The organism is Rhodococcus sp. no. 34 (assembly GCF_054589475.1).
This window is the reverse complement of the sequence record NZ_BAAILK010000047.1, coordinates 562252-583124: the sequence shown is the minus strand read 5'-3', so window position 1 is coordinate 583124 and position 20873 is coordinate 562252. Positions and strand designations below refer to the sequence as shown.

15 protein-coding genes, 2 tRNA genes and 1 pseudogene are annotated in these 20873 nt (G+C 63.2%); 14 read left to right on the top strand and 4 right to left on the bottom strand.

All coding sequences use genetic code 11. The features are described 5' to 3' along the window. The first annotated feature begins 14 nt into the window (after positions 1–14). From ACYP01_RS28370 to ACYP01_RS28330, 9 genes are all read left to right on the top strand, one after another. On the top strand, positions 15–938 hold the full coding sequence (locus tag ACYP01_RS28370) for an alpha/beta fold hydrolase (protein ID WP_003942581.1): 924 nt from the start codon (positions 15–17) through the stop codon (positions 936–938). A 197-nt stretch (positions 939–1135) separates the two neighbouring features. Beyond that, a complete protein-coding gene (gene gyrB, locus ACYP01_RS28365) occupies positions 1136–3172 on the top strand; it encodes a DNA topoisomerase (ATP-hydrolyzing) subunit B (RefSeq protein ID WP_003942515.1) in 2037 nt (678 codons plus the stop codon). An 86-nt stretch (positions 3173–3258) separates the two neighbouring features. Further along, a complete protein-coding gene (gyrA, locus tag ACYP01_RS28360) occupies positions 3259–5790 on the top strand; it encodes a DNA gyrase subunit A (protein WP_003942463.1) in 2532 nt (843 codons plus the stop codon). Continuing rightward, on the top strand, positions 5790–7169 hold the full coding sequence (locus ACYP01_RS28355; protein WP_459683360.1) for a DUF3566 domain-containing protein: 1380 nt from the start codon (positions 5790–5792) through the stop codon (positions 7167–7169). Before gyrA ends, ACYP01_RS28355 begins: the two co-directional genes overlap by 1 nt. Positions 7170–7244: 75 nt before the next feature. After that, a tRNA-Ile gene (locus ACYP01_RS28350) sits at positions 7245–7318 on the top strand. A 176-nt stretch (positions 7319–7494) separates the two neighbouring features. Then, a tRNA-Ala gene (locus tag ACYP01_RS28345) sits at positions 7495–7567 on the top strand. 285 nt (positions 7568–7852) lie between these two features. Next, a complete protein-coding gene (locus ACYP01_RS28340; protein ID WP_459683358.1) occupies positions 7853–8962 on the top strand; it encodes a baeRF11 domain-containing protein in 1110 nt (369 codons plus the stop codon). Positions 8963–9024: 62 nt separating this feature from the next. Continuing rightward, positions 9025–10689, top strand: a complete 1665-nt coding sequence (locus tag ACYP01_RS28335) for an alpha/beta hydrolase (RefSeq protein WP_007729186.1) — start codon at positions 9025–9027, stop codon at positions 10687–10689. A 127-nt stretch (positions 10690–10816) separates the two neighbouring features. Then, entirely contained in the window at positions 10817–12094 is a 1278-nt protein-coding gene (locus ACYP01_RS28330; protein WP_312638977.1) for a lipase family protein, read from the top strand. 57 nt (positions 12095–12151) lie between these two features. On the opposite strand, the gene ACYP01_RS28325 is transcribed toward ACYP01_RS28330, so the two are convergent. After that, on the bottom strand, positions 12152–12604 hold the full coding sequence (locus tag ACYP01_RS28325) for a hypothetical protein (protein WP_039973062.1): 453 nt from the start codon (positions 12602–12604) through the stop codon (positions 12152–12154). A 90-nt stretch (positions 12605–12694) separates the two neighbouring features. Between ACYP01_RS28325 and ACYP01_RS28320 the strand changes: the two genes are divergently transcribed. Both ACYP01_RS28320 and ACYP01_RS28315 read left to right on the top strand, forming a co-directional pair. Continuing rightward, the gene (locus tag ACYP01_RS28320) at positions 12695–13222 is read left to right on the top strand and encodes a peptidylprolyl isomerase (RefSeq protein WP_007729190.1); all 528 of its coding nucleotides are present in this window, start codon (positions 12695–12697) and stop codon (positions 13220–13222) included. A gap of 17 nt (positions 13223–13239) precedes the next feature. Beyond that, on the top strand, positions 13240–14184 hold the full coding sequence (locus ACYP01_RS28315; protein WP_064075687.1) for a rhomboid family intramembrane serine protease: 945 nt from the start codon (positions 13240–13242) through the stop codon (positions 14182–14184). 31 nt (positions 14185–14215) lie between these two features. Here the strand turns inward: ACYP01_RS28315 and ACYP01_RS28310 are convergent, their stop codons facing one another. Continuing rightward, positions 14216–14743 carry a lipoprotein LpqH gene (locus tag ACYP01_RS28310; protein WP_276117204.1) on the bottom strand — a complete coding sequence of 176 codons (528 nt, stop codon included), beginning with the start codon at positions 14741–14743 and terminating at the stop codon, positions 14216–14218. A gap of 304 nt (positions 14744–15047) precedes the next feature. On the opposite strand from ACYP01_RS28310, the gene ACYP01_RS28305 reads away from it, so the two are divergent. After that, entirely contained in the window at positions 15048–16391 is a 1344-nt protein-coding gene (locus ACYP01_RS28305) for an MFS transporter (protein WP_459683353.1), read from the top strand. Here ACYP01_RS28305 and ACYP01_RS28300 read toward each other — a convergent pair. Further along, positions 16382–18247 (bottom strand): helix-turn-helix domain-containing protein, encoded by a 1866-nt coding sequence (locus tag ACYP01_RS28300; protein WP_459683351.1) that lies wholly within the window; start codon positions 18245–18247, stop codon positions 16382–16384. The two genes, ACYP01_RS28305 and ACYP01_RS28300, sit on opposite strands and share 10 nt — an antisense overlap. Positions 18248–18412: 165 nt before the next feature. Between ACYP01_RS28300 and ACYP01_RS28295 the strand changes: the two genes are divergently transcribed. Further along, a complete protein-coding gene (locus ACYP01_RS28295; protein ID WP_459683349.1) occupies positions 18413–19780 on the top strand; it encodes an FAD-binding oxidoreductase in 1368 nt (455 codons plus the stop codon). Positions 19781–19886: 106 nt separating this feature from the next. Continuing rightward, entirely contained in the window at positions 19887–20735 is an 849-nt protein-coding gene (locus ACYP01_RS28290) for a TauD/TfdA family dioxygenase (RefSeq protein ID WP_459683347.1), read from the top strand. 7 nt (positions 20736–20742) lie between these two features. Here the strand turns inward: ACYP01_RS28290 and ACYP01_RS28285 are convergent. Continuing rightward, a pseudogene (locus ACYP01_RS28285) lies at positions 20743–20873 on the bottom strand (PH domain-containing protein); the annotation flags it as partial.

Sequence of the window (20873 nt, the reverse complement as noted above, 5' to 3'; positions counted from 1 at the left end):
CGAAGGGTTCGACAATGTCGAAGCACTCTCCTGTCCATGCCGTGACCGCGCGTCGCGTGACCAACGGTTCCGTCAGCCTGGCCGTGTTCGAGCAGGGCAAGGCGGACGGCGAGACCATCGTCCTGGTGCATGGTTGGCCCGACACCCATGAATTGTGGAACCGCATCGTGCCTTTGCTGGCAGATGACTTCCGCGTCGTCAGCTACGACAGCCGCGGGGCCGGTGAGAGCACGATCCCCTCGAGGGTGCAGGACTACCAACTGAGCGCACTGGCCGGCGATCTTTTTGCCGTCATCGACGCGGTCAGCCCGGGCAAGCCGGTGCACGTCCTGGCACATGACTGGGGATCTGTGGAAACGTGGGAAGCGGTCTGCGAGCCGGGTGCCGAGGAGAAGATCGCGTCGTTCTCGTCCATCTCGGGCCCCAATCTCGATCATCTCGGCAAGTGGATCCGGGCGAGCGTGTCCAAGCGTCGTTTCCTCGGCCCAGCGGCGCAGGGAATTGCGTCGGCCTACACCGTTCTGTTCCAGATTCCCGGGCTGTGCACCCTCCCGTTGCGTCTGTGGTTCTCCAAGCACTGGCCGGCATTTCTGGGCTTCTTCGACGGTCTGGACCCCCGTGTGGTCAACACCGCGCCCACCATCGCCGACGACATGGTGAACGGACTCAAGCTTTATCGCGCGAACATCCGGCCGTCTCTCGGCAAGCCGCGGGATCGGTACACGGACGTGCCTGTTCAGCTCATTCTGAACAAGTACGACAAAGCCGTTCGTCCGGTGGGATACGAAGACACCGAAAAATGGGTCTCCGACCTGCAGCGACGTGAAATTGCCGCGGGACACTGGTCGCCGTTTTCACATCCGGGCGAGGTTGCCGAACATGCGCGGGCATTTATCGCGAGCCTGAGAGAGCGTCGCTCGGAGAAGCAAAGTTCCTAGCGTTTCACCTTCAGGGGATCGTAAAAATTCGTCTGCGGCGCAGCCAGGGGTGTCATTGGCCGCTTCTAGTCGGTGCTTACCAGTAAGATGGTCAACGGTAACTAGCGGCAACATTCTCGAACCCGCTCCGACGACACCCGCAAGGGCTTGCTGACGGCTGCGCTCGAGTATTGACGGAGAAGGAGAGCTACCCACCCGTGGCTGCCCAGAAGTCAGATACAAGCACTTCCAGCAAGGACTACAACGCGTCGTCCATCACCGTCCTCGAAGGACTCGAGGCGGTACGTAAGCGTCCAGGCATGTACATCGGTTCCACCGGTGAACGCGGTCTGCACCACCTCATTTGGGAGGTCGTCGACAACTCGGTCGACGAGGCGATGGCCGGACACGCCACCAAGGTCGAGGTCACCCTCCTCGAAGACGGCGGAATCCGCGTCATCGACGACGGCCGTGGCATCCCGGTCGGCATGCACGCCTCCGGAGTTCCCACCGTCGAGGTCGTGCTTACCCAGCTGCACGCCGGCGGCAAGTTCGACTCCGACTCCTATGCCGTCTCCGGTGGTCTGCACGGCGTCGGTATCTCGGTGGTCAACGCGCTCTCCACCAGGCTCGACGTCGACATCAAGGTCGACGGCTACCGGTGGCAGCAGACGTACACCGATTCCAAGCCGGGAGAGCTCGTACAGGGCGACCCGACGAAGGAGACCGGCACCACCGTCAGTTTCTGGGCCGATCCCGAGATCTTCGAGACCACCCGCTACAACTTCGAGACCGTTGCGCGTCGTCTGCAGGAAATGGCCTTCCTCAACAAGGGCCTGACCATCACGCTGACCGACGAGCGCGCCGAGGTCATCGACGACGAAGCTGCCGAGGTGGCCGAGGCTCCCAAGTCTGCTGCCGAAGAAGCCGAAGAAGCTGCTCAGGCAGCGCCGCGTAAGTCCAAGACCCGTATCTACCACTACCCCGGTGGACTCGAGGACTATGTCCGGCACATCAACAAGAGCAAGACCCCGATCCACAACTCGGTCGTCGGATTCACCGCCAAGGGCACCGGCCACGAGCTCGAGGTCGCAATGCAGTGGAACTCCGGCTACTCGGAGTCCGTGCACACCTTCGCCAACACGATCAACACCCACGAGGGTGGTACCCACGAAGAGGGCTTCCGCGCCGCACTGACCGCAACGGTCAACAAGTACGCGCTCGAGAAGAAGCTGCTCAAGGACAAGGATCCCAAGCTCACAGGTGACGACATCCGTGAGGGACTCGCGGCCATCATCTCGGTGAAGGTCGGTGAACCCCAGTTCGAGGGTCAGACCAAGACCAAGCTCGGCAACACCGAGGTCAAGTCCTTCGTGCAGAAGGCGTGCAACGAGCACCTCGCGCACTGGTTCGAGGCGAACCCCGCCGACGCGAAAACCATTGTGAACAAGGCTGTTTCGTCGGCGCAGGCCCGCGTCGCCGCACGTAAGGCGCGTGAGCTGGTCCGTCGTAAGAGCGCGACCGACCTCGGTGGCCTGCCAGGCAAGCTCGCCGATTGCCGCTCCAACGATCCGGAGAAGTCCGAGATCTACATCGTGGAGGGCGACTCCGCAGGCGGCTCGGCCAAGTCCGGCCGAGACTCGATGTACCAGGCGATCCTCCCGCTTCGCGGAAAGATCATCAACGTCGAGAAGGCGCGGATCGATCGCGTCCTCAAGAACACCGAAGTCCAGTCGATCATCACCGCGTTCGGCACGGGCATCCACGACGAGTTCGACATCGCCAAGCTGCGCTATCACAAGATCGTGCTCATGGCCGACGCCGACGTCGACGGTCAGCACATCGCAACGCTGCTGCTCACGCTGCTGTTCCGCTTCATGCGGCCGCTCGTCGAGCACGGCAAGGTCTACCTCGCGCAGCCGCCGCTGTACAAGCTCAAGTGGCAGAAGGGTGCGCAGCCGGAATTCGCGTACTCCGACCGCGAGCGCGACGCGATGGTCAAGGCCGGCCTCGAGTCCGGCAAGAAGATCAACAAGGACGACGGCATCCAGCGCTACAAAGGCCTCGGCGAGATGAACGCCAAGGAGCTGTGGGAAACCACGATGGACCCGACGGTGCGCGTTCTGCGTCTCGTCACGCTCGACGACGCGGCTGCTGCCGACGAGCTGTTCAGCGTGCTGATGGGCGAAGACGTCGAAGCACGACGCAGCTTCATCACCCGCAATGCCCGGGACGTTCGTTTCCTCGACGTGTAGGCCTGCGGCCCTGTGAGCGGTTGAGGAGTCCCCGGACTCCTTTTCCGCGCACAGGGGCTTGCCCCCTCTTTTAAGAAAGTGAGCTCATGACCGACACCACGTTGCCACCGGACGGTCCGCAACACGACCGGATCGAACCGGTCGACATCCAGCAGGAAATGCAGAACAGCTACATCGACTACGCCATGAGCGTCATCGTCGGTCGCGCTCTGCCGGATGTCCGCGACGGACTCAAGCCGGTGCACCGCCGCGTGCTCTACGCGATGTACGACAACGGATATCGCCCCGACCGCGGATACGTGAAGTCTGCCCGACCGGTCGCCGAGACCATGGGTAACTACCACCCCCACGGCGACTCCTCGATCTACGACACGTTGGTCCGTATGGCCCAGCCGTGGTCGCTGCGTTACCCGCTCGTCGACGGTCAGGGAAACTTCGGATCCCGCGGCAACGACGGCGCAGCCGCCATGCGTTACACCGAGTGCAGGCTCACGCCGCTCGCGATGGAAATGCTGCGCGAAATCGACCACGAGACAGTCGATTTCACACCGAACTACGACGGTAAGACGCAGGAACCGACGGTTCTGCCCAGCCGTATCCCGAACCTTCTGATCAACGGTTCCAACGGCATCGCCGTCGGTATGGCCACCAACATTCCGCCGCACAACCTGCGTGAAGTTGCCGAGGCCATCTACTGGGCGCTCGAGAACTTCGAGGCGGACGAGGAAGCCACCCTCGCGGCCGTCATGGAGCGCATCAAGGGACCCGACTTCCCGACGCACGGGCTCATCGTCGGTGGACAGGGCATCCAGGACGCCTACACCACCGGCCGTGGCTCCGTTCGTATGCGCGGCGTCGTCGAGATCGAAGAAGATGCCAAGGGCCGCACCACGATCGTCATCACCGAGCTGCCCTACCAGGTCAACCCGGACAACCTGATCACTTCCATCGCGGAGCAGGTTCGTGACGCCAAGATCGGTGGCATCTCCGACATCCACGACGAGTCCTCGGACCGCGTCGGCATGCGCATCGTCGTCACCGTCAAGCGTGACGCCGTTGCCAAGGTCGTGCTGAACAACCTTTACAAGCACACCCAGCTGCAGACCAGCTTCGGCTGCAACATGCTCTCCATCGTCGACGGAGTGCCGCGCACGCTGCGCCTCGACCAGATGATCCGTCTGTACACGACGCATCAGCTCGAGGTCATCGTTCGTCGTACCAGGTACCTGCTTCGCAAGGCACAGGAGCGCGCCCACATCCTGCGCGGTCTGGTCAAGGCCCTCGACGCTCTGGACGAGGTCATCGCCTTGATCCGTGCGTCGCAGACCGTCGACATCGCTCGCGCCGGATTGATGGAACTCCTCGACGTCGACGAGATCCAGGCCGATGCCATCCTCGGCATGCAGCTGCGTCGTCTGGCCGCCCTCGAGCGTCAGAAGATCGTCGACGAGTTGGCCGAGATCGAACTCGAAATCGCGGACCTCGAAGACATTCTGGCTCGCCCGGAGCGTCAGCGCGCGATCGTTCGTGACGAGCTCAAGGAAATCGTCGACAAGTACGGCGACGACCGTCGTACCCGCATCATCGCCGCCGACGGAGACGTCAACGACGAGGATCTGATCGCACGCGAAGACGTCGTCGTCACGATCACCGAGACCGGTTACGCCAAGCGCACCAAGACCGACCTGTACCGCTCGCAGAAGCGCGGCGGCAAGGGTGTTCAGGGTGCCGGCCTCAAGCAGGACGACATCGTCTCGCACTTCTTCGTCACGTCGACGCACGACTGGCTGCTGTTCTTCACCACGAAGGGCCGCGTCTACCGCGCCAAGGCTTACGAACTGCCCGAGGCGAGCCGTACAGCTCGCGGTCAGCACGTTGCCAACCTCCTGGCCTTCCAGCCGGACGAGCGCATCCAGTCCGTCATCCAGATCAAGACCTACGAAGACGCGCCCTACCTGGTGCTCGCCACTCGCAACGGTCTGGTCAAGAAGTCCAAGCTCACCGACTTCGATTCCAACCGCAGCGGTGGCATCGTCGCCATCAACCTGCGCGGTGAAGACGAACTGGTCGGCGCTGTCCTCTGCTCCGCCGAAGACGACCTCCTTCTCGTCTCGGCACAGGGCCAGTCGATCCGCTTCTCGGCCACCGACGAGGCACTGCGTCCGATGGGCCGCGCCACTTCCGGTGTCCAGGGCATGCGTTTCAACGGTGACGACGAGCTGCTCTCGCTCAACGTCGTTCGTGAAGGAACGTTCCTCCTGGTCGCCACGTCGGGCGGTTACTCCAAGCGAACCGGCATGGAGGACTACCCGGTGCAGGGTCGCGGCGGCAAGGGCGTGCTCACGATTCAGTACGACAAGAAACGTGGCACTCTGGTCGGTGCGCTCATCGTCGACGACGACGACGAGCTGTACGCGATCACCTCGGGCGGCGGCGTCATCAGGACGGCTGCCAAGCAGGTTCGTAAGGCGGGACGCCAGACCAAGGGCGTGCGTCTGATGAACCTCGGCGAAGGCGACACACTGCTCGCGATTGCGCGCAACGCCGACGAGCCCGAAGAGCTCGCTGCAGAGACCACCGACAACGCAGACAATGCCGATGGAGCTAAGGAGTCCTAGTGAGCACTCCCAACCAGCCGGGCAGTGACCAGAAGAGCGAAAGCACTTCAGGTTCGACGCCACCGAAGCCGGAGCAGGCAACTGCTCCGGCGGGGCCGCAGACCTCGAAACCTGCAGCTCCAGCGGACGGCGGACCCAAAGCTTCCGAGGCAGCTCCGGCGCCCAAGGCGCCGGAGCCGCCTCGCGGCCCGTCGGCTCAGAAGCCGGCGGGTGGGGCTTCCGACGCCGCGGGTGCGGCCAAGGGTCAAGCTCCTTCCGCTCCTTCTGTGGCTCCGGCTGCGCCGGTAACTCCGGCAAAGGGTGACGGTCAGGCTCCGCCGCAACCGGTTGCCAATCAGGCTCGTGGCAGCCAGGCGCCGCCGTGGCAACGCGGACCCCAGCCGTCGGGTCAGCCGCAGGGGCAGCCAGCTCAGAACCCCGCTGCTCAGAACCCGGCGTCCAAGGCCCCGGCGTCGAAGGCTCAGCCACCGCAGAATCAGGCTCCGCAAAGTCAGCCGCAGACCAACATCACGCGCCCAGCCGGCGCTGGTGCTCCTGCGGGTCGACCGGCAGCTCCTGCCGGGGGTAAGCCGCCTGCGGGTCCGCAGCGTCCTGCAGCGGCAGGCCCGGCGCAGGGTGGTCCGGCCAATAACCCCGCGCAGGGTGGTGCGCCGAAGGGACAGCCGCAATCGGGTCGCCCCGCTGCCGGTGCACAGACGGGTCGTCCTGCCGGCAACCCGTCGGCACGTCCCGTCGTGACGGGAACGGCGGCTGCCGCAGCTACCGGTGGCGTCGCCGGCGCGGCAGCAGCCAAGGCTGTTGCACCCTCGGGCGCAAATCCCAAGGCTGCAAACGCCACGGTCGCCAATCCCACGGTCGCTAATCCGAAAGCAAAAGCCGCCGCGATCGACGGGCCGACTCGGCACATCGATCGCAAGGATCTACCGAAGGACATGCCTGACCTCTCCGAGGCCAAGCATCCGTTGCCTGCTGCGGTGAAGGGTGAGAAAACTCACGCCGTATCGGCTTCGGTCGTGGACGGTGCGCCACTGCGCGCAACGGTCCAGATCCGTCGTATCGACCCGTGGTCCACGCTCAAGATCACATCCGTGATCTCGGTGTCGCTGTTCTTCGTGTGGATGGTGGCCGTCGGACTGCTCTACGTCGTTCTCGACGGCATGGGCGTCTGGGATCGCCTGAACAACGCGTTCACCGACATCGTTGCCGACGGCGGCTCCGACGGTCTGGTGACGGCCGGCCAGGTGTTCGGCTACGCCGCGCTGATCGGCATCGCGAACATGGTGCTTTTCACGGCACTCGTCACGATCGGATCGTTCATCTACAACCTCTGCAGCGACCTGGTTGGCGGCGTAGAGGTAACTCTCGCCGACCGCGACTGACCTGCGAAAACATTGCTCCGCCGGGCCCGTTTTGGTGTCAGCGGCCCGGTGGGGTAATCTTTGGAATCGGTTCAGGGGCCTATAGCTCAGGTGGTTAGAGCGCTTTACTGATAATGAAGAGGTCGGAGGTTCAAGTCCTCCTAGGCCCACTCCCATGTGCCGAAGAAGGGTTGCTGGAATGAAGGTTTTCCTGCTTGTCGGGGCCGGAATTCTGGTAGCTCTCGGGGTGTCCAAGCTGATCAAAAGTCAGCGCGGAGACAAGGTTTGGCACGATTTGGAAACAGGATAGAACCTAGGTACTCTGACTCCGGTCAGAAAACCGAACGGGGCCTTAGCTCAGTTGGTAGAGCGCTGCCTTTGCAAGGCAGATGTCAGGAGTTCGAATCTCCTAGGCTCCACAGTAAGAAAACACCCTCCCGGGATCCGGGAGGGTGTTTTTGTATGCCGACGTACCCGATCTCTGCTCGCCCCGGCTGGTGCCCGACTTGCCCGACTGGTGTGCCCCCATCTTTGAGCGAACGGCACTTTCGGCGCACTGAAGGCGATGAACATGCCGTTCGCTCGGAGTGGGGTGGCCAGAACCGCGCCCACTATGGACCGTTCGTCCCGAATTCTCCGGAAAGTCTAGTGGTCATAACCAGCCGGGCGTAGCGTGAGGAGAACCCAATTTCAGGAGGTTCGTAGTGCTTCACAACGACATTCCCAGCCACGGTGAAATTGCCGCACTCGCGGAGGTGGAGGGGCCCACCTGCATCACCATCGTTACTCCGACTGAAGATGCGCCGCAGGATTACGACAAAGCGCGCATAGCCTTCAAGGACCAGGTCCGCTCGGCACTCGCATCGGTGGAGGATCCGGCCGAGCGCAAGCAGTTCGAGGCCGAATACGCAGAGCTCGACGACGACGACGATTTCTGGCGCTTCCAGTCGCGCTCATTGGTCACGTACGCGACGCCGGAGCGTCTGGTGACCTTCCGCCTCCCCAACCGTCTGCAGGCGCTCGAAACGGTCAGCGATCGGTTTCATCTCAAGCCGCTGCTCCGTTCGGTGACGTTCCCCCAGACGGCGTTTGTTCTCGCTCTGGCAGAGGGTTCGGTGCGACTGATCGAGATCGCCGCCGATCAACCGGCCGACGAGGTTCGTGTTCAGGGAATGCCGAAGAACGCTGCGGATCACGCGGGCAAGTCGTCGATCAACAGTCGCACCGAGGCGGGTCGGCTCTCGGGTTCGGACAGCCGAAAGCTGCGCGTCAATCAGTACGCCCGTGCAGTCGATCACGAGGTCCGCGGTGTGCTCGCCGGCCGTGACGTCCCCTTGATTCTGGCCGCTGCGGAACCCATCGCGTCGGTGTATCGCTCCGTGAATTCGTACCGCCACCTGGTCGACAAAACCGTCGATGGAAACCCGGAAGCCTTGTCGACGCAGGAAGTGGCGGACGGTTCGCGTCCGGCGCTCGACGACTTCCATGCCGAGCAGCTGGCGGCGGTGCGGGACACCTTCAATGTGCGCACGGAACAGGGACGCACTCAGACGGACGTCGCCGACGTGGCAACAGCCGCGACGTACGGACAGGTCGACACCGTTTTCATCGACATCGATTCCGTCGTACCCGGAAGTCTCGATCCCCAGACGGGCGCTCTCACGACCGGTGAGTCGACCAACGGAAGCACCTACGGGGTCGTTGACGAGATCGCTCGTCGTGCGCTCCTGACGGGTGCGCGGGTGCTCGCTGTTCGCGCGGAGGACATTCCGGGCGGCGGCGCAGTTGCCGCGATTTTGCGCTTCGCCCCGTAAACAGACTGGACGCGTGTGCGCTTCGTGACCTGATTCGGGCACGGGGCGCATACGATTCCGGCATGAAACGTGTGTGGGAACGGCTGCGCCTCTACTGCAAGACGCTGCACCCGGTCGGGCTTGCCTTTGCTCTGGTCTTCTTCACCTGGTCGATGAGTCCGTCCCTGTTGCCGCGCGCGTGGTACCTGCAGGGCGTTGCGACGGGCATCTCGCTCGCGATGGGATACGGCGTCGGCGTGACGGTCGCCTGGATGATCCGCAAGTGCGGCGTCGAACCGCAGTGGTCGGATCGCACCAAGAAGATCGGCTGGCGAATCCTGTTGGTCGCGGCCGTCATTCTGGTGCCGACGTTCTTGGTCCTCGGTTCGTGGTGGCAGCAGATCGTTCGCGATCTCGTGGAAGCTCCACGCACCAATCAGGCGAATTATCTTCTGGTGCTGATGATTTCGCTCGGAATCTGGTTCATCCTGCTCGAGGCAGGCCGTGGTCTTCGTTTCACCACCAACAAGCTCACCGCCGTCGCACTACGGTTCGTTCCCCTCGAGGCGGCGAAGGTCGGCAGCTTGATCGTCATCTTCGCCCTCGGCATTTTCATCGTGAACGGTGCGCTGTACAACGGGCTGATCGCCTTCGCGAACTGGAGTTTCTCCGGTGCGGATCACGAAACACCGGACGGCATCGAACAGCCCATGATTGCAGAGCGCAGCGGTTCGCCGATGTCCGCTGAGGCTTGGGATTCTCTCGGCCAGGAGGGGCGCACCTTCATGGGTAGCGGTCCCACTGCAGCCGAGATCTCTGCATTGACCGGACGTGAAGCGAAGCAACCGATCCGGGTGTATGCCGGACGTGAATCCTCGGACTCGATCAACGGTGTCGCACAGCGGGTCGTAGACGAGTTGGAGCGCACCGGCGGATTCGACCGCGGAACTCTCGCAGTTGTCACGACCACCGGTCGCGGTTGGGTGAACGAGGACGTCGCGTCGGCGTTCGAGTACGTCGAGGGCGGGGACACGGCGATCGCGTCGATGCAGTACTCGTTCCTTCCGAGTCCGTTGGCCTTCATCGCAGACCGCGAGACGCCGATGATCGCCGGGCGGGCACTCTTCAACGCGGTCTACGCCAAGTGGATCGACCTGCCCGTGGAGACGCGTCCCGAACTGGTTGTCTTCGGTGAGAGCCTCGGCTCCTACGGTGGTCAGGCAGCATTTGCCGGCGCCCAAGACATGATGACGCGCGTCGACGGCGCACTGTGGGTCGGAACCCCCAACTTCACTGCTCAGTGGCAGGAAATCACGGACAGTCGTGACTCGGGCTCACCGGAGATTCTGCCGGTGATCGACGGTGGCCAGGCAATTCGGTTTGCCGGTGATCCGGAAGATCTGGAGCTGAAGTCGGACTGGGACGACGATCGCATCGTGTACTGGCAGCACGCCAGCGACCCGATCACGTGGTGGTCCTTCGACCTGCTGCTCAACAAGCCGGATTGGCTCAAAGAACCGCTGGGTCGCGACGTGGATCCGGGAATGACATGGGTTCCTCTCGTGACCTTCTGGCAGGTAACCCTCGACATGGTCTTCTCGGCTGACGTCCCGTCCGGGCACGGTCACAATTACGGCGAGGATGCAGCGGACATGTGGGCCAAGATCCTGCACCCCGAGGCCTGGACCTCTGCTGATACCGACAAGCTTCGTGCGCTGCTGACCACCAATCTGGAGCCCACGAAGTAGTCGTAAACGGTTGTATTTCAGCCTGTTAAGGCGAAAACCTCACGAAAAAGTGTTACGTGAGGTATGTGTTACTCTGCGTTCGCTGTGTGCCAAGCCACAGCGCAAGCGAACGTGGGGAGATCGAGACGTGAAGAGCAGAGCATGGTGGGCGGCCGGGGTCTCCGTCGCGGCACTGGTCATGGGTGCTGTGACGGCCCCTGCCGCAACGGCGGAGCCGGCGGATTTCTACACGCCGCCGTCGGAGCTTCCGGCAGGTGCCAACGGAGATCTCATCAAGAGTGAGCCGTCACCACTGCTGCTGAGCGTGCCCGGATCGAACGGTGCGTGGCCGGCAACCGCCACCAAGATCATGTACCGAAGCGAGGACGCCAAGGGCGCCCCCGTTGCCGTGACGGGCACCTATCTCGAACCGTCGAACCCGTGGACCGGGCAGGGGGCGCGTCCACTGGTTGCCGCAGCGGTGGGAACGCACGGGCAGGGCGATCAATGCGCTCCGTCCAAGCTGTTCAACACCGGTATCGAGTACCAGTTCCCGACGGACGTCATGGTCGGCTACGAGTCCATCTGGGTGAACACGTTGCTGCTCAACGGCATTGCCGTCGTTGTCACCGATTACGAGGGCCTCGGAACTCCGGGCGATCACACCTACGTCAACCGTGAAGCCGAAGCACACGCGGTTCTGGACTCGGTGCGAGCCGCTCAGCAACTCCCGAACACGAGCATTCCCGCCGACGGCCCCGTCGGACTGTGGGGTTACTCGCAAGGTGGTGGAGCTGCTGCTGCCGCAACGGAATTGAAGCCGTCGTACGCTCCGGAGCTTGATCTCAAGGGCACCTACGCAGGTGCACCGCCCGCCGATCTGGCGGCGACGCTGCAGCAGGTCGACGGCACGTTCCTCACCGGAGTGATCGGCTACGCGCTCAACGGGATCCTTGCCCAGTACCCCGAGGTTCAGCCGCTGCTCGACGCCGAGATCAACGATCGCGGCCGACAGATGTTGGCCGCCACCAAGAACCAGTGCGTCGCCGAAAGTGGATTGCAGTTCGGCTTCCAGCAGTCGTCGAGCTTCACCAATTCCGGTGAATCACTCTCCGCAGTTCTGGCGCGTCTACCCATGGCGCAGGCAATCCTCGACGAGCAGAAGATCGGCAAGCTGACGCCGGAGTCGCCCGTGCTCATTCAGCATGGCCGCTCCGACGACATCGTTCCGTTCGGCCAGGGGCAGCAACTGGCGCGAGACTGGTGCGGCAAGGGCGCGACGGTGCAGTTCTCCGTCAACGAACTGCCCCCGATCATTCCGGGACTGGCAATCAATCACGCGACGCCGTACCTGGTGGGTACCCCCGAATCCATCGGATACATGATCGATCGCTTCAACAACGTCCCGGCACCGTCCAACTGCTGAACGTGAACATCGAAAAGCCCCGGAACACAATCTGTTCCGGGGCTTTTCGTATGTCGACTAAGCGGTCTTCTCGGCCGAGTTCTCCTCGAGGCGAGGGGGTGCGGAAGCGACCGGCGGATGCTCGCGTCGGCGGCTCTTGAAGAACACCGCGCCACCGATCACCGCGACACCGGCGATGACGAACACCGTGACGCGCTTGCGGCCGCGAGGCTTCTCGGTGCGTTCCGTGGATTTCGTGGGGATGGCCTTTGCGCGCTCGACGCCCTTCTTGGCGAGGACTTTGCCCTGACGGCCCAGGAACAACCCGACCTGCCCAGCGCCGCGAGCGACCGACGTCGCGACCACCGCGGCGATACGGCGAGCGTTGTCGGCTGCCTCGGACTCCTTGATGCGAGCCGCTGTCTCTTCGAGGTAGGCGGCAGTCTCGTCGAAGGTGTCCTCGACGCGGGCGCGCGCGTGATCGAAGGTGTCGGGCAACTGCGTGCTGAGGGACTCGGTCACTCGTGTCATGACTTCACTGTGCCATAACAGTGGGGCGAGGACAGGGAGACTTTTGCGGGGCGACATCCGCGAGAACGCCGGCAATGGCACGATGGTGGTGTGACTTCAACTCATCAGACCGCAACCGCAACGCTGCACACGAACCGCGGCGACATCAAGATCGCTCTGTTCGGCAACCATGCGCCGAAGACCGTCGAGAACTTCGTCGGCCTCGCCGACGGCTCGAAGGAGTACACCACCGCAAACGCCGCCGGCACCAAGACCGGCCCGTTCTACGACGGTGCCATCTTCCACCGCGTCATCGACGGCTTCATGATCCAGGGTGGCGACCCCACCGGAACCGGCACCGGCGGCCCGGGCTACAAGTTCGGTGACGAGTTCCACCCGGAACTGCAGTTCGACCGTTCCTACCTGCTGGCCATGGCCAACGCAGGCCCGGGAACCAACGGCTCGCAGTTCTTCATCACCACCGGCCCGACGCCGCACCTGAACCGTCGCCACACCATCTTCGGTGAGGTTCTCGACGACGATTCCAAGAAGGTTGTCGACGCTATCTCCTCCACCGCCGTCGATCGTGGCGATCGTCCGGTCGAGCCCGTCGTGATCAACAGCATCACCATCTCCTGAACAGGTAAAACAAGCAGATGACGAACCCCGGTTGGGGCGGCGGTGCGAGTGAGGGCATCCCGCCCCAACCGCGGTGCGTCCGCCATCCAGATCGACCCACCGCACTTTCCTGCAATCGTTGTGGACGTCCGGCGTGCCCGGACTGCCTCCGAGAGGCGGCGGTGGGATACCAATGTGTTGACTGTGTAGCTGCCGGCCAACGCGATGTCCGCCCCGTTCGGGGCGTCGCCGGAAACACCGTGAGCCCCGCCCGTGCGATCCCGATCGTGACGTACACCTTGATGGGGCTCAACGTCCTGGCGTTCCTCGCCACCTTCGCGCAGTCGCGAAGCATCATGAACAATCAGGTCGGCTCGTCGATCTTCGCGAACTGGGCACTCAATCCGGGTCTGGTCGCCAGCGGTGACTGGTTCCGGCTCATCGGCTCCGGGTTCTTGCACTTCGGCATCTTGCACCTCGCGGTCAACATGTACGCCCTCTACATCCTGGGGCGCGACACCGAAATCGTGATGGGCCGCTCCCGGTACGTCGGCATCTACCTGGTTTCGCTCCTCGGCGGTTCCGCCTCGGTGATGGCGTTCCAGCCGGTGTTCTCCTCGCTCACGGCCCTGTCCTGGACCGCTGGAGCGTCGGGTGCAATCTTCGGCATCATGGGCGCACAGGCCGTCCTTCTACTGCGTTTGCGTCGAAGCCCGGTCCCGATCATCTCGGTGATCGCGATCAATGTGATCATCAGCATTTCGCTGCCCGGGATCTCGTTCTGGGGTCACGCGGGAGGTCTGGTGGCAGGTGCTGCAACGGCCGCTGCCTTCCTGTACGCCCCACAGTGGTTGGGCGCCGGTGAGAACCGCGTGAAGGCGGTGCGGATCGGCTGGATCGCTTTTGGTGCCGTCACAGTGGTGACGTTGGGAGTCATCGTGCTCCGCGTCGTCCAACTGCGCGAACAGCTGGGAATCAGCTAGCAAGAATCCTAGGGCCCAGCGGTTCTATGGATCAGCCGCCGATGATGGACTCGCAGGCGAATGTGATCTCGAAGCTCGACGTCTCCGTCGGGTTGCCCTTGTCCCGGGCGCCGATTCCCTCGCCCGTCACAACGAAGGTATTGCCGTCCTGCTTGGCACTGGCAGATCCGCCGGGCAGTCCCGGTGCGTATCCGGCGGTGTACGGCAGACCGTTCGATCCACCCTCGCTTCCGGCGATTCCAGCAGTCTGAACCGTGCCGGATTCATCGACGATGGCCGAGACGGTCAACATGCCGTAGGTGGGATTTTCCGCGTCGAGCAGTGTCATAACTGTCGTGCCGCCGTCCTTTGCGCACTTCGTCTCGAATTTGGCGTCGAGAGTCTTCCCGCCGACGGTGGCCGAGGATGTAGCGGACGAGGCGCCGGCAGCGCTCTTGTCGGAGTTGGTCTTGTCGGAGTCGCTGCCGCAGGCGGAGGCGAATAGGGCGACCGCCGCGATGGTGGCAGCGAGTGCGGTGGAGGACCGGCGGGTCATCGTGGTCCGAACCAACTTCGTCATGTTCTGTCCTTCAAGTCATGCGGTGCGTCCGCACTTGCTCTGGCTGTTTCGGCGACAACACTAGCCAGTGACTTGGTGCTCGTAGCTTTAAACCCCCAGCTCAGACGGGTTTGCCGCCTTCGACTGTTCAGGGACGTTCGTCGGGCTGCCCGGGATCATCTGCCGGATCTTTGGGAGCAATCGCACATGCAGAGACGGCTTCTGTAGAGATTGTCCACATAGGTTGGGCTCAGTCGTGCTTCTACTGTGGCTTGAGTCACTTCGTAGATAGCAACGCTGACCTTTTCCGAGGAGTACCCCTGCAATGACCTCCACCGATAGCACCACCACTGACGGTGGGGTTGCGCCGAGCGAGATCGAAACTCGCGTGGTCAAGAAGGTAGCGCGCCGGCTGATTCCCTTCCTGATCCTGCTCTATTTCGTGAACTATCTGGATCGTACGAACATCGCTTTCGCCAAGCTCACCATGAGCGCCGACCTCGGTATGACCGAGACGATGTTCGGGCTCGCATCCGGTCTCTTCTTCGTCGGCTATCTGCTGTTCGAGGTGCCGAGCAACCTGGCCCTGCACCGCTTCGGCGCCCGGCTGTGGATCGCGCGGATCATGCTCACCTGGGGCATCCTCGCCGCTGCGCTGGCATTCGTGCCGAATGTCGGCAGCCTCTATTTCCTCCGCATACTGCTGGGAATCGCCGAGGCCGGCTTCTTCCCCGGAGTTCTTCTCTACCTGACCTTCTGGTTCCCGAAGAAGTACCGCGTGCGCCTGATGGGTCTGTTCCTGCTGACGCTTCCGCTCTCGTCGGCGCTCGGTGCCCCGCTTTCGGCGGCCATCATCCAGTACGGCGACGGACTGTTCGGCCTCGCCGGATGGCGCGTGATGTACCTGATCGAGGGTCTGCCCGCCGTGATCTTGGCGTTTGTCGTCTGGTTCTACCTCACCGACCGTCCCGCCGACGCGAAGTGGTTGACCCTCGAGGAGCGCACCTGGCTGATGAAGTCCATGGCGGACGAGGAGAAAGAACTCGGCGACGCCGGTCACCAGTCGGCCGGTAAGACCCTGCGCGATCCCCGCGTCATCGGTTTCGGTCTGGTCTACTTCGGAATCACATACGGGCTTTACGCTTTGAGCTTCTTCCTGCCCAGCATCGTCGCGGGATTCAAGCAGACGTTCGACACCGATTTCTCGCTCGTCGAGACAGGCCTGATCGTGGCCGTCCCCTACGCGATCGGCGCTGTCGCGATGGTGCTGTGGAGCCGCCATTCCGACAAGACCGGTGAACGAATGTGGCACGTTGCAGCCCCGACGCTCCTGGGCGCGGTATCCATTCCGGTTGCGCTGTACCTGGATTCACCGTTCACCGTCATGATCGCGGTCTCGCTCACTGCTGTCGGCGTCCTCTGTGCTCTCCCCGTCTTCTGGTACCTGCCCACCACGTTCCTGACGGGAGCCAGTGCGGCCGCGGGTATCGCCATGATCAACTCGATCGGCAATGCGTCGGGCTTCGGTGCTCCGTACATCACCGGCTGGCTCACCGATGTGACCGGAAATGCCAAGGCAGGACTGTGGGTGGTGGGCGCCGTGATGCTCTGTGCCGCAATCCTTGTGGTGGCACTGGCAAAGCGATCGAGTAAGCCCGCTCAGATCTGACCGAGTTTCCCGGCACTGGCACGCAGCCGGATCAGGAGCGCAAGATCGAGCGCCTGGTCCGGCTGACGCCACTGTGTACCGATCAACCTGTCGATCGACTCGAGCCGTTGGTACAGGGTGTTGGCGTGAATCGCGAGCGCGGCGGCGGTCGCGGAGTGCTTGCAGTTGTGCGACAGGTACGACGCGAGGGTGTCCAAGAGCGGAACGCCGCGTCGTTGTTCCTCCTCGAGGAGAGGACCGAGGGACCGCTGCGTCAGCGATTCGAGTTCTTCGCGGCCGGTGCGGCTGAGGAGAATTCGGTAGATGCCGAGTGAACTTGCCGGTTCCACGTGGGAGGCCCGACCGAGAGTCTCGAGGACGTCGACGGTGTGCTGTGCCTCGACATACGCCCGCGCCAGACCTTCCGCTCCCACCGCGGGATCGGCGATTCCCACTGTCGGGTTCTCCGCCGGCTGAACCCACGCCGCCGCAACCTCTGCCGGTGACATTCCTGGAATCAAAGCGATGACCCGTGAACCATGCTCGGCAACAACAGTTCCCGAGGGAAATGCAATTTCCTCGATACTGCGACGCGCACGGTCGACGGCGTCGGCCGGGCGGGCCACCACGACGGTGTACGAGCGGTCGGGGTTGAGTCCAGCCAGGCGGAACTGACCGGTGACCTCGGCCGGCGTCGGCGCTGGCCTGGTGATCAGATCGACCAGAAATGCGTCGCGTGCTCGGCGAGTGGCTTCCCTGGCCGCCCGTTCGCCGACCAGTGCCAGCGCAATGGCGGGAGCAGACCTTTCGAGTGCCAATCTCATGGCGGCGGTGGGTTCATGACGCGAGAGTAGGAACAGAACTCCGAGTTGGTCACCGGCACTGCGCACTTCGGTGGCGAACAGGAACTGCTCACCGACGATCAGCGTCACTTCCTGCTCGCGTCGGTCAGCGGCAAAGATGTCGAAAACCCGATTAACGCTCTCGCTCACCCGTTGCAGTCCCGGTGGGATCTCGGATGTTCCGGTCACGAAGAACACCGGCGAACCCGTCGACGCCGAGGTTTCCTCCACGAGTTCACGGACTCCACCGCCGCGCAGGACAACTTGTGTGAGCGATCGGTCCCAGGTCAGTGTCTGTTCGAGAAGTGCTGTGCGCTTAGCAAGTTCGGTGTTCGCGGCGTTCACTTCCGCAACCGTCGCGCGATAGCGTTCGAGAGAACGGGCATTCTCGATGGCCACCGAGGCATGGGCTGCGAGTGCGGACAGCAACGCAACTTCTTCGTTGCCGAATCGGCGCTCTTGACGTTTGCACGCGCACAGGGCACCCAGGATCTTGCCGTTCAATGTCAGCGGCACAGCCAGCAGGCCGCGCATGTTCTCGGCTCGCGCTGCGTCGTCGGCCGGTCCGATATGTGCAAACGAGGGATCGTTTCGGTAGTCGGGAGACCAAGCAGGAGAAGAGTTCTCGACCACGCGACCGATCAGACCTTCGCGGAAGGGAACCGTGAGGCCGAGCAATTGGGAGGTGTACGCACCGCTCGTGACTTCGATGATCAAGATGTCGTCGTGAATGAGAGCAAGGTACGAAAGGTCCACGCCGAGTAGTCGTTTGGCCTGATCCACGATCTCCTGCAGGAGGGCGTGGTGATCGTGCATCGTGGTCAGCAGCGACGCGATGTCGTTGAGTGCCCCGAGTTCGGTGGCGCGCTGTCGGCGCTGAGCCAGGAGACTTCGTAGTTGAAGTGCCGATCGGGCTTCTCGCTCGATTTCGGCGGCGACCTCGGGGCCTGACCCAGCGGCCAACTGATCGCGGTGTTCGATCAGTTCCTCGGTGGATGCCTCGGCCAGGAGAAGCTGTAGCCAGTTCTCGTGCATCCGCGCTCCCTTGTCAGACCAACTTGTCAGACCAACTTGTCAGACCAACTTGTCAGACCAACTCGTCAGACCAATGATGAGTATGGAGAGAATGTCCATACGGTTTCCGGTTTCTCGGAGTAAATCTACATGGGGTGGTGTAGCGGCCGTCACTATCGTGGAGACATGACACTCCTCGAGGCGCTCGGCTCGCAGATCGATGCGGATCGACTGATCACCGACCCCGACATCATGGCGAGCTACATCCACGACGACGCCGAGTGGGCTCCCTACGAGATCCCTGTCGCGGTGGTCCGTCCGCGCACAGCCGAGCAGGTACAGACAGTTGTGCAGGCATGTATCGCCCACGGTGCGCCCGTCGTCACGCGCGGCGCCGGCACCGGTCTGTCGGGCGGAGCCAACGCAGTCGCCGGCGGCGTCGTGATCGCATTCGACGCGATGAACGCCATCAAGGAGATCAACACCCTCGAACGTTTGGCCGTGGTCGAACCCGGAGTGGTCAACGATCACCTCCGCGACGCCTGCGCCGAGCACGGCCTCTGGTATCCGCCCGATCCAGCCAGCGCGCCCTGGTCGACGATCGGAGGCAACGTCGCGACAAATGCCGGCGGCCTGTGTTGCGTCAAGTACGGCGTCACCAAGGACTACGTACTGGGCATGCAGGTGGTCACCGGAACCGGTGAGCTGGTTCGGCTCGGGCGTCGAACTGCCAAGGGAGTGGCTGGGTTTGATCTCTCGGCGCTCATGGTCGGCTCCGAAGGCACTCTCGGGGTGATCACCGAGGTGACCGTCAAGCTTCGTCCTCAGCGCGATCCCGAACGCACCATCGTCGGATACTTCGACTCCATCGTTGCTGCGGGCAAGGCCGTCGAGGCCGTCGCCGCAGACGGGCTCACGCCGTCGGCCCTCGAGCTGATCGATCGGCAGTGTCTCCTTGCCGTCGACGCCTGGAAGAACATGGGCCTCTCGGCTGACGCCGAGGTGGTCCTGCTCGGCCGCATCGACACACCTGGCGAGATCGGCGACGCCGAAGCCGAGCGAATGTTGGCCTGCTTCAACCGCTCTGGAGCTACCTGGAGCGCCAGATCCACCGACCAGGAAGAAGCCGACGCCCTGTTCTCCGCCCGGCGTCTGGCATACCCCGCCCTCGAGCGGCTCGGCCCGGTGCTCACCGAGGACATCTGCGTCCCCAAGGCGGCGGTCCCGGAGATGTTGGCGCGCATCGAGGCCATTTCGGCCCGGCACGACACGCACATCGCGAACATCGCGCACGCGGGTGACGGCAACCTGCACCCGCTGCTGATCACGCCACACGACGACGAAGCGGCGCGGAGGCGCGCTCAGGCCGCTTTTGCCGAGATCATCGACAACGCCCTCGAGTTGGGCGGAACCGTCACCGGTGAGCACGGCGTCGGCCTACTGAAAATGGGTGGCCTGGCCCAAGAACTGTCACCGGCCGTCGTCGCGATGCATCACGCGATCAAGGGCGCACTCGACCCTCACGGAATCATGAACCCGGGCAAGGTGATCTGAAAGGCTGGCTCCGTAACCGAATCGGTTTCCGGAGTTACGCCGTCGAAATGACGAGTTCCTACGCTCGAGTTGAACCGTTTGGCGAACTCGACGTATGGAGTGATGAATGTTCTCTTCCGATTTGACGCTGGCAAGTGTTGTTCCGCGGCGCGTGGAGACGGTCGAGGCCGTCCGGGCGGCAATCGCTCTCGACGGCGCCGCGGTCTTCGGTGGCCTGCACACCGAGGAAGATGCCGTTGCCTTCGCGTCGAAGTTGCTCGGTGAGAAGTGCATTCGCGTCGGCCGCCAGTTCGAGGCGAGCGCCAAAAGTCAGGATGCCGAAGCAGCTGTCGTCGACACGCAACCGGTGGACGAACGCGGCCGCAAGCGCTCGTTCGGTATCTCCGGCGAGCGGATGACCGCCCACAACGACGGTTTCGCGTTCGGCGATTACGCTCCCGACTATCTGTTTCTGTGGTGCAAGCGCCCGGCGTACCCGAGTGGCGGCGACTCGTTTCTCATCGACGCGGTCAAACTGACCCAATTGCTCGCCTTCGATCCCGCAACAGCGGAGCTGGCCGAATTCTGTTGGAGCACAGACATCGACCATTCGGAACCGAACTTCCCGCAGAACACATTCGCGCCGATCGCCCGGACGGTGCCGAGTGGACGCAACCAGGTTCGGTATCACCCATATCTCGCGCCGATCGCCGGCGAATCGGAAGAAGCGCAGTGGCCGCTGGTGAAGCAGTGGAGTGAGGCCGTGATTCACGTGCGAGACAGCGGGCCGATGTTCCGCGCCGAAGCCGGCGAGATGATCTGCATCGACAACTACCGGGTGCTTCACGGCCGCGACGGGTACACCGACCCCGGCCGTGAGCTGTACTCGATCTGGGGATGGTCGAGCGACGCAGTCGCGGTGCCGCAGCAGGCTCTCGACATCGTGCAGCCGGACCTCGCGGCACTGGCCATGTAACCCGCGCTTATTTCTCGGGCGGCACCAAACCGTGAACGGCGAGCACGTCCAGGACGTCCTCCGGTGACGTGCCGAGATCCCAGCGTCCGAAGATCAACAGCTTCTCCGTGTCGGTGGGACGGTCGACGATGTCGATCT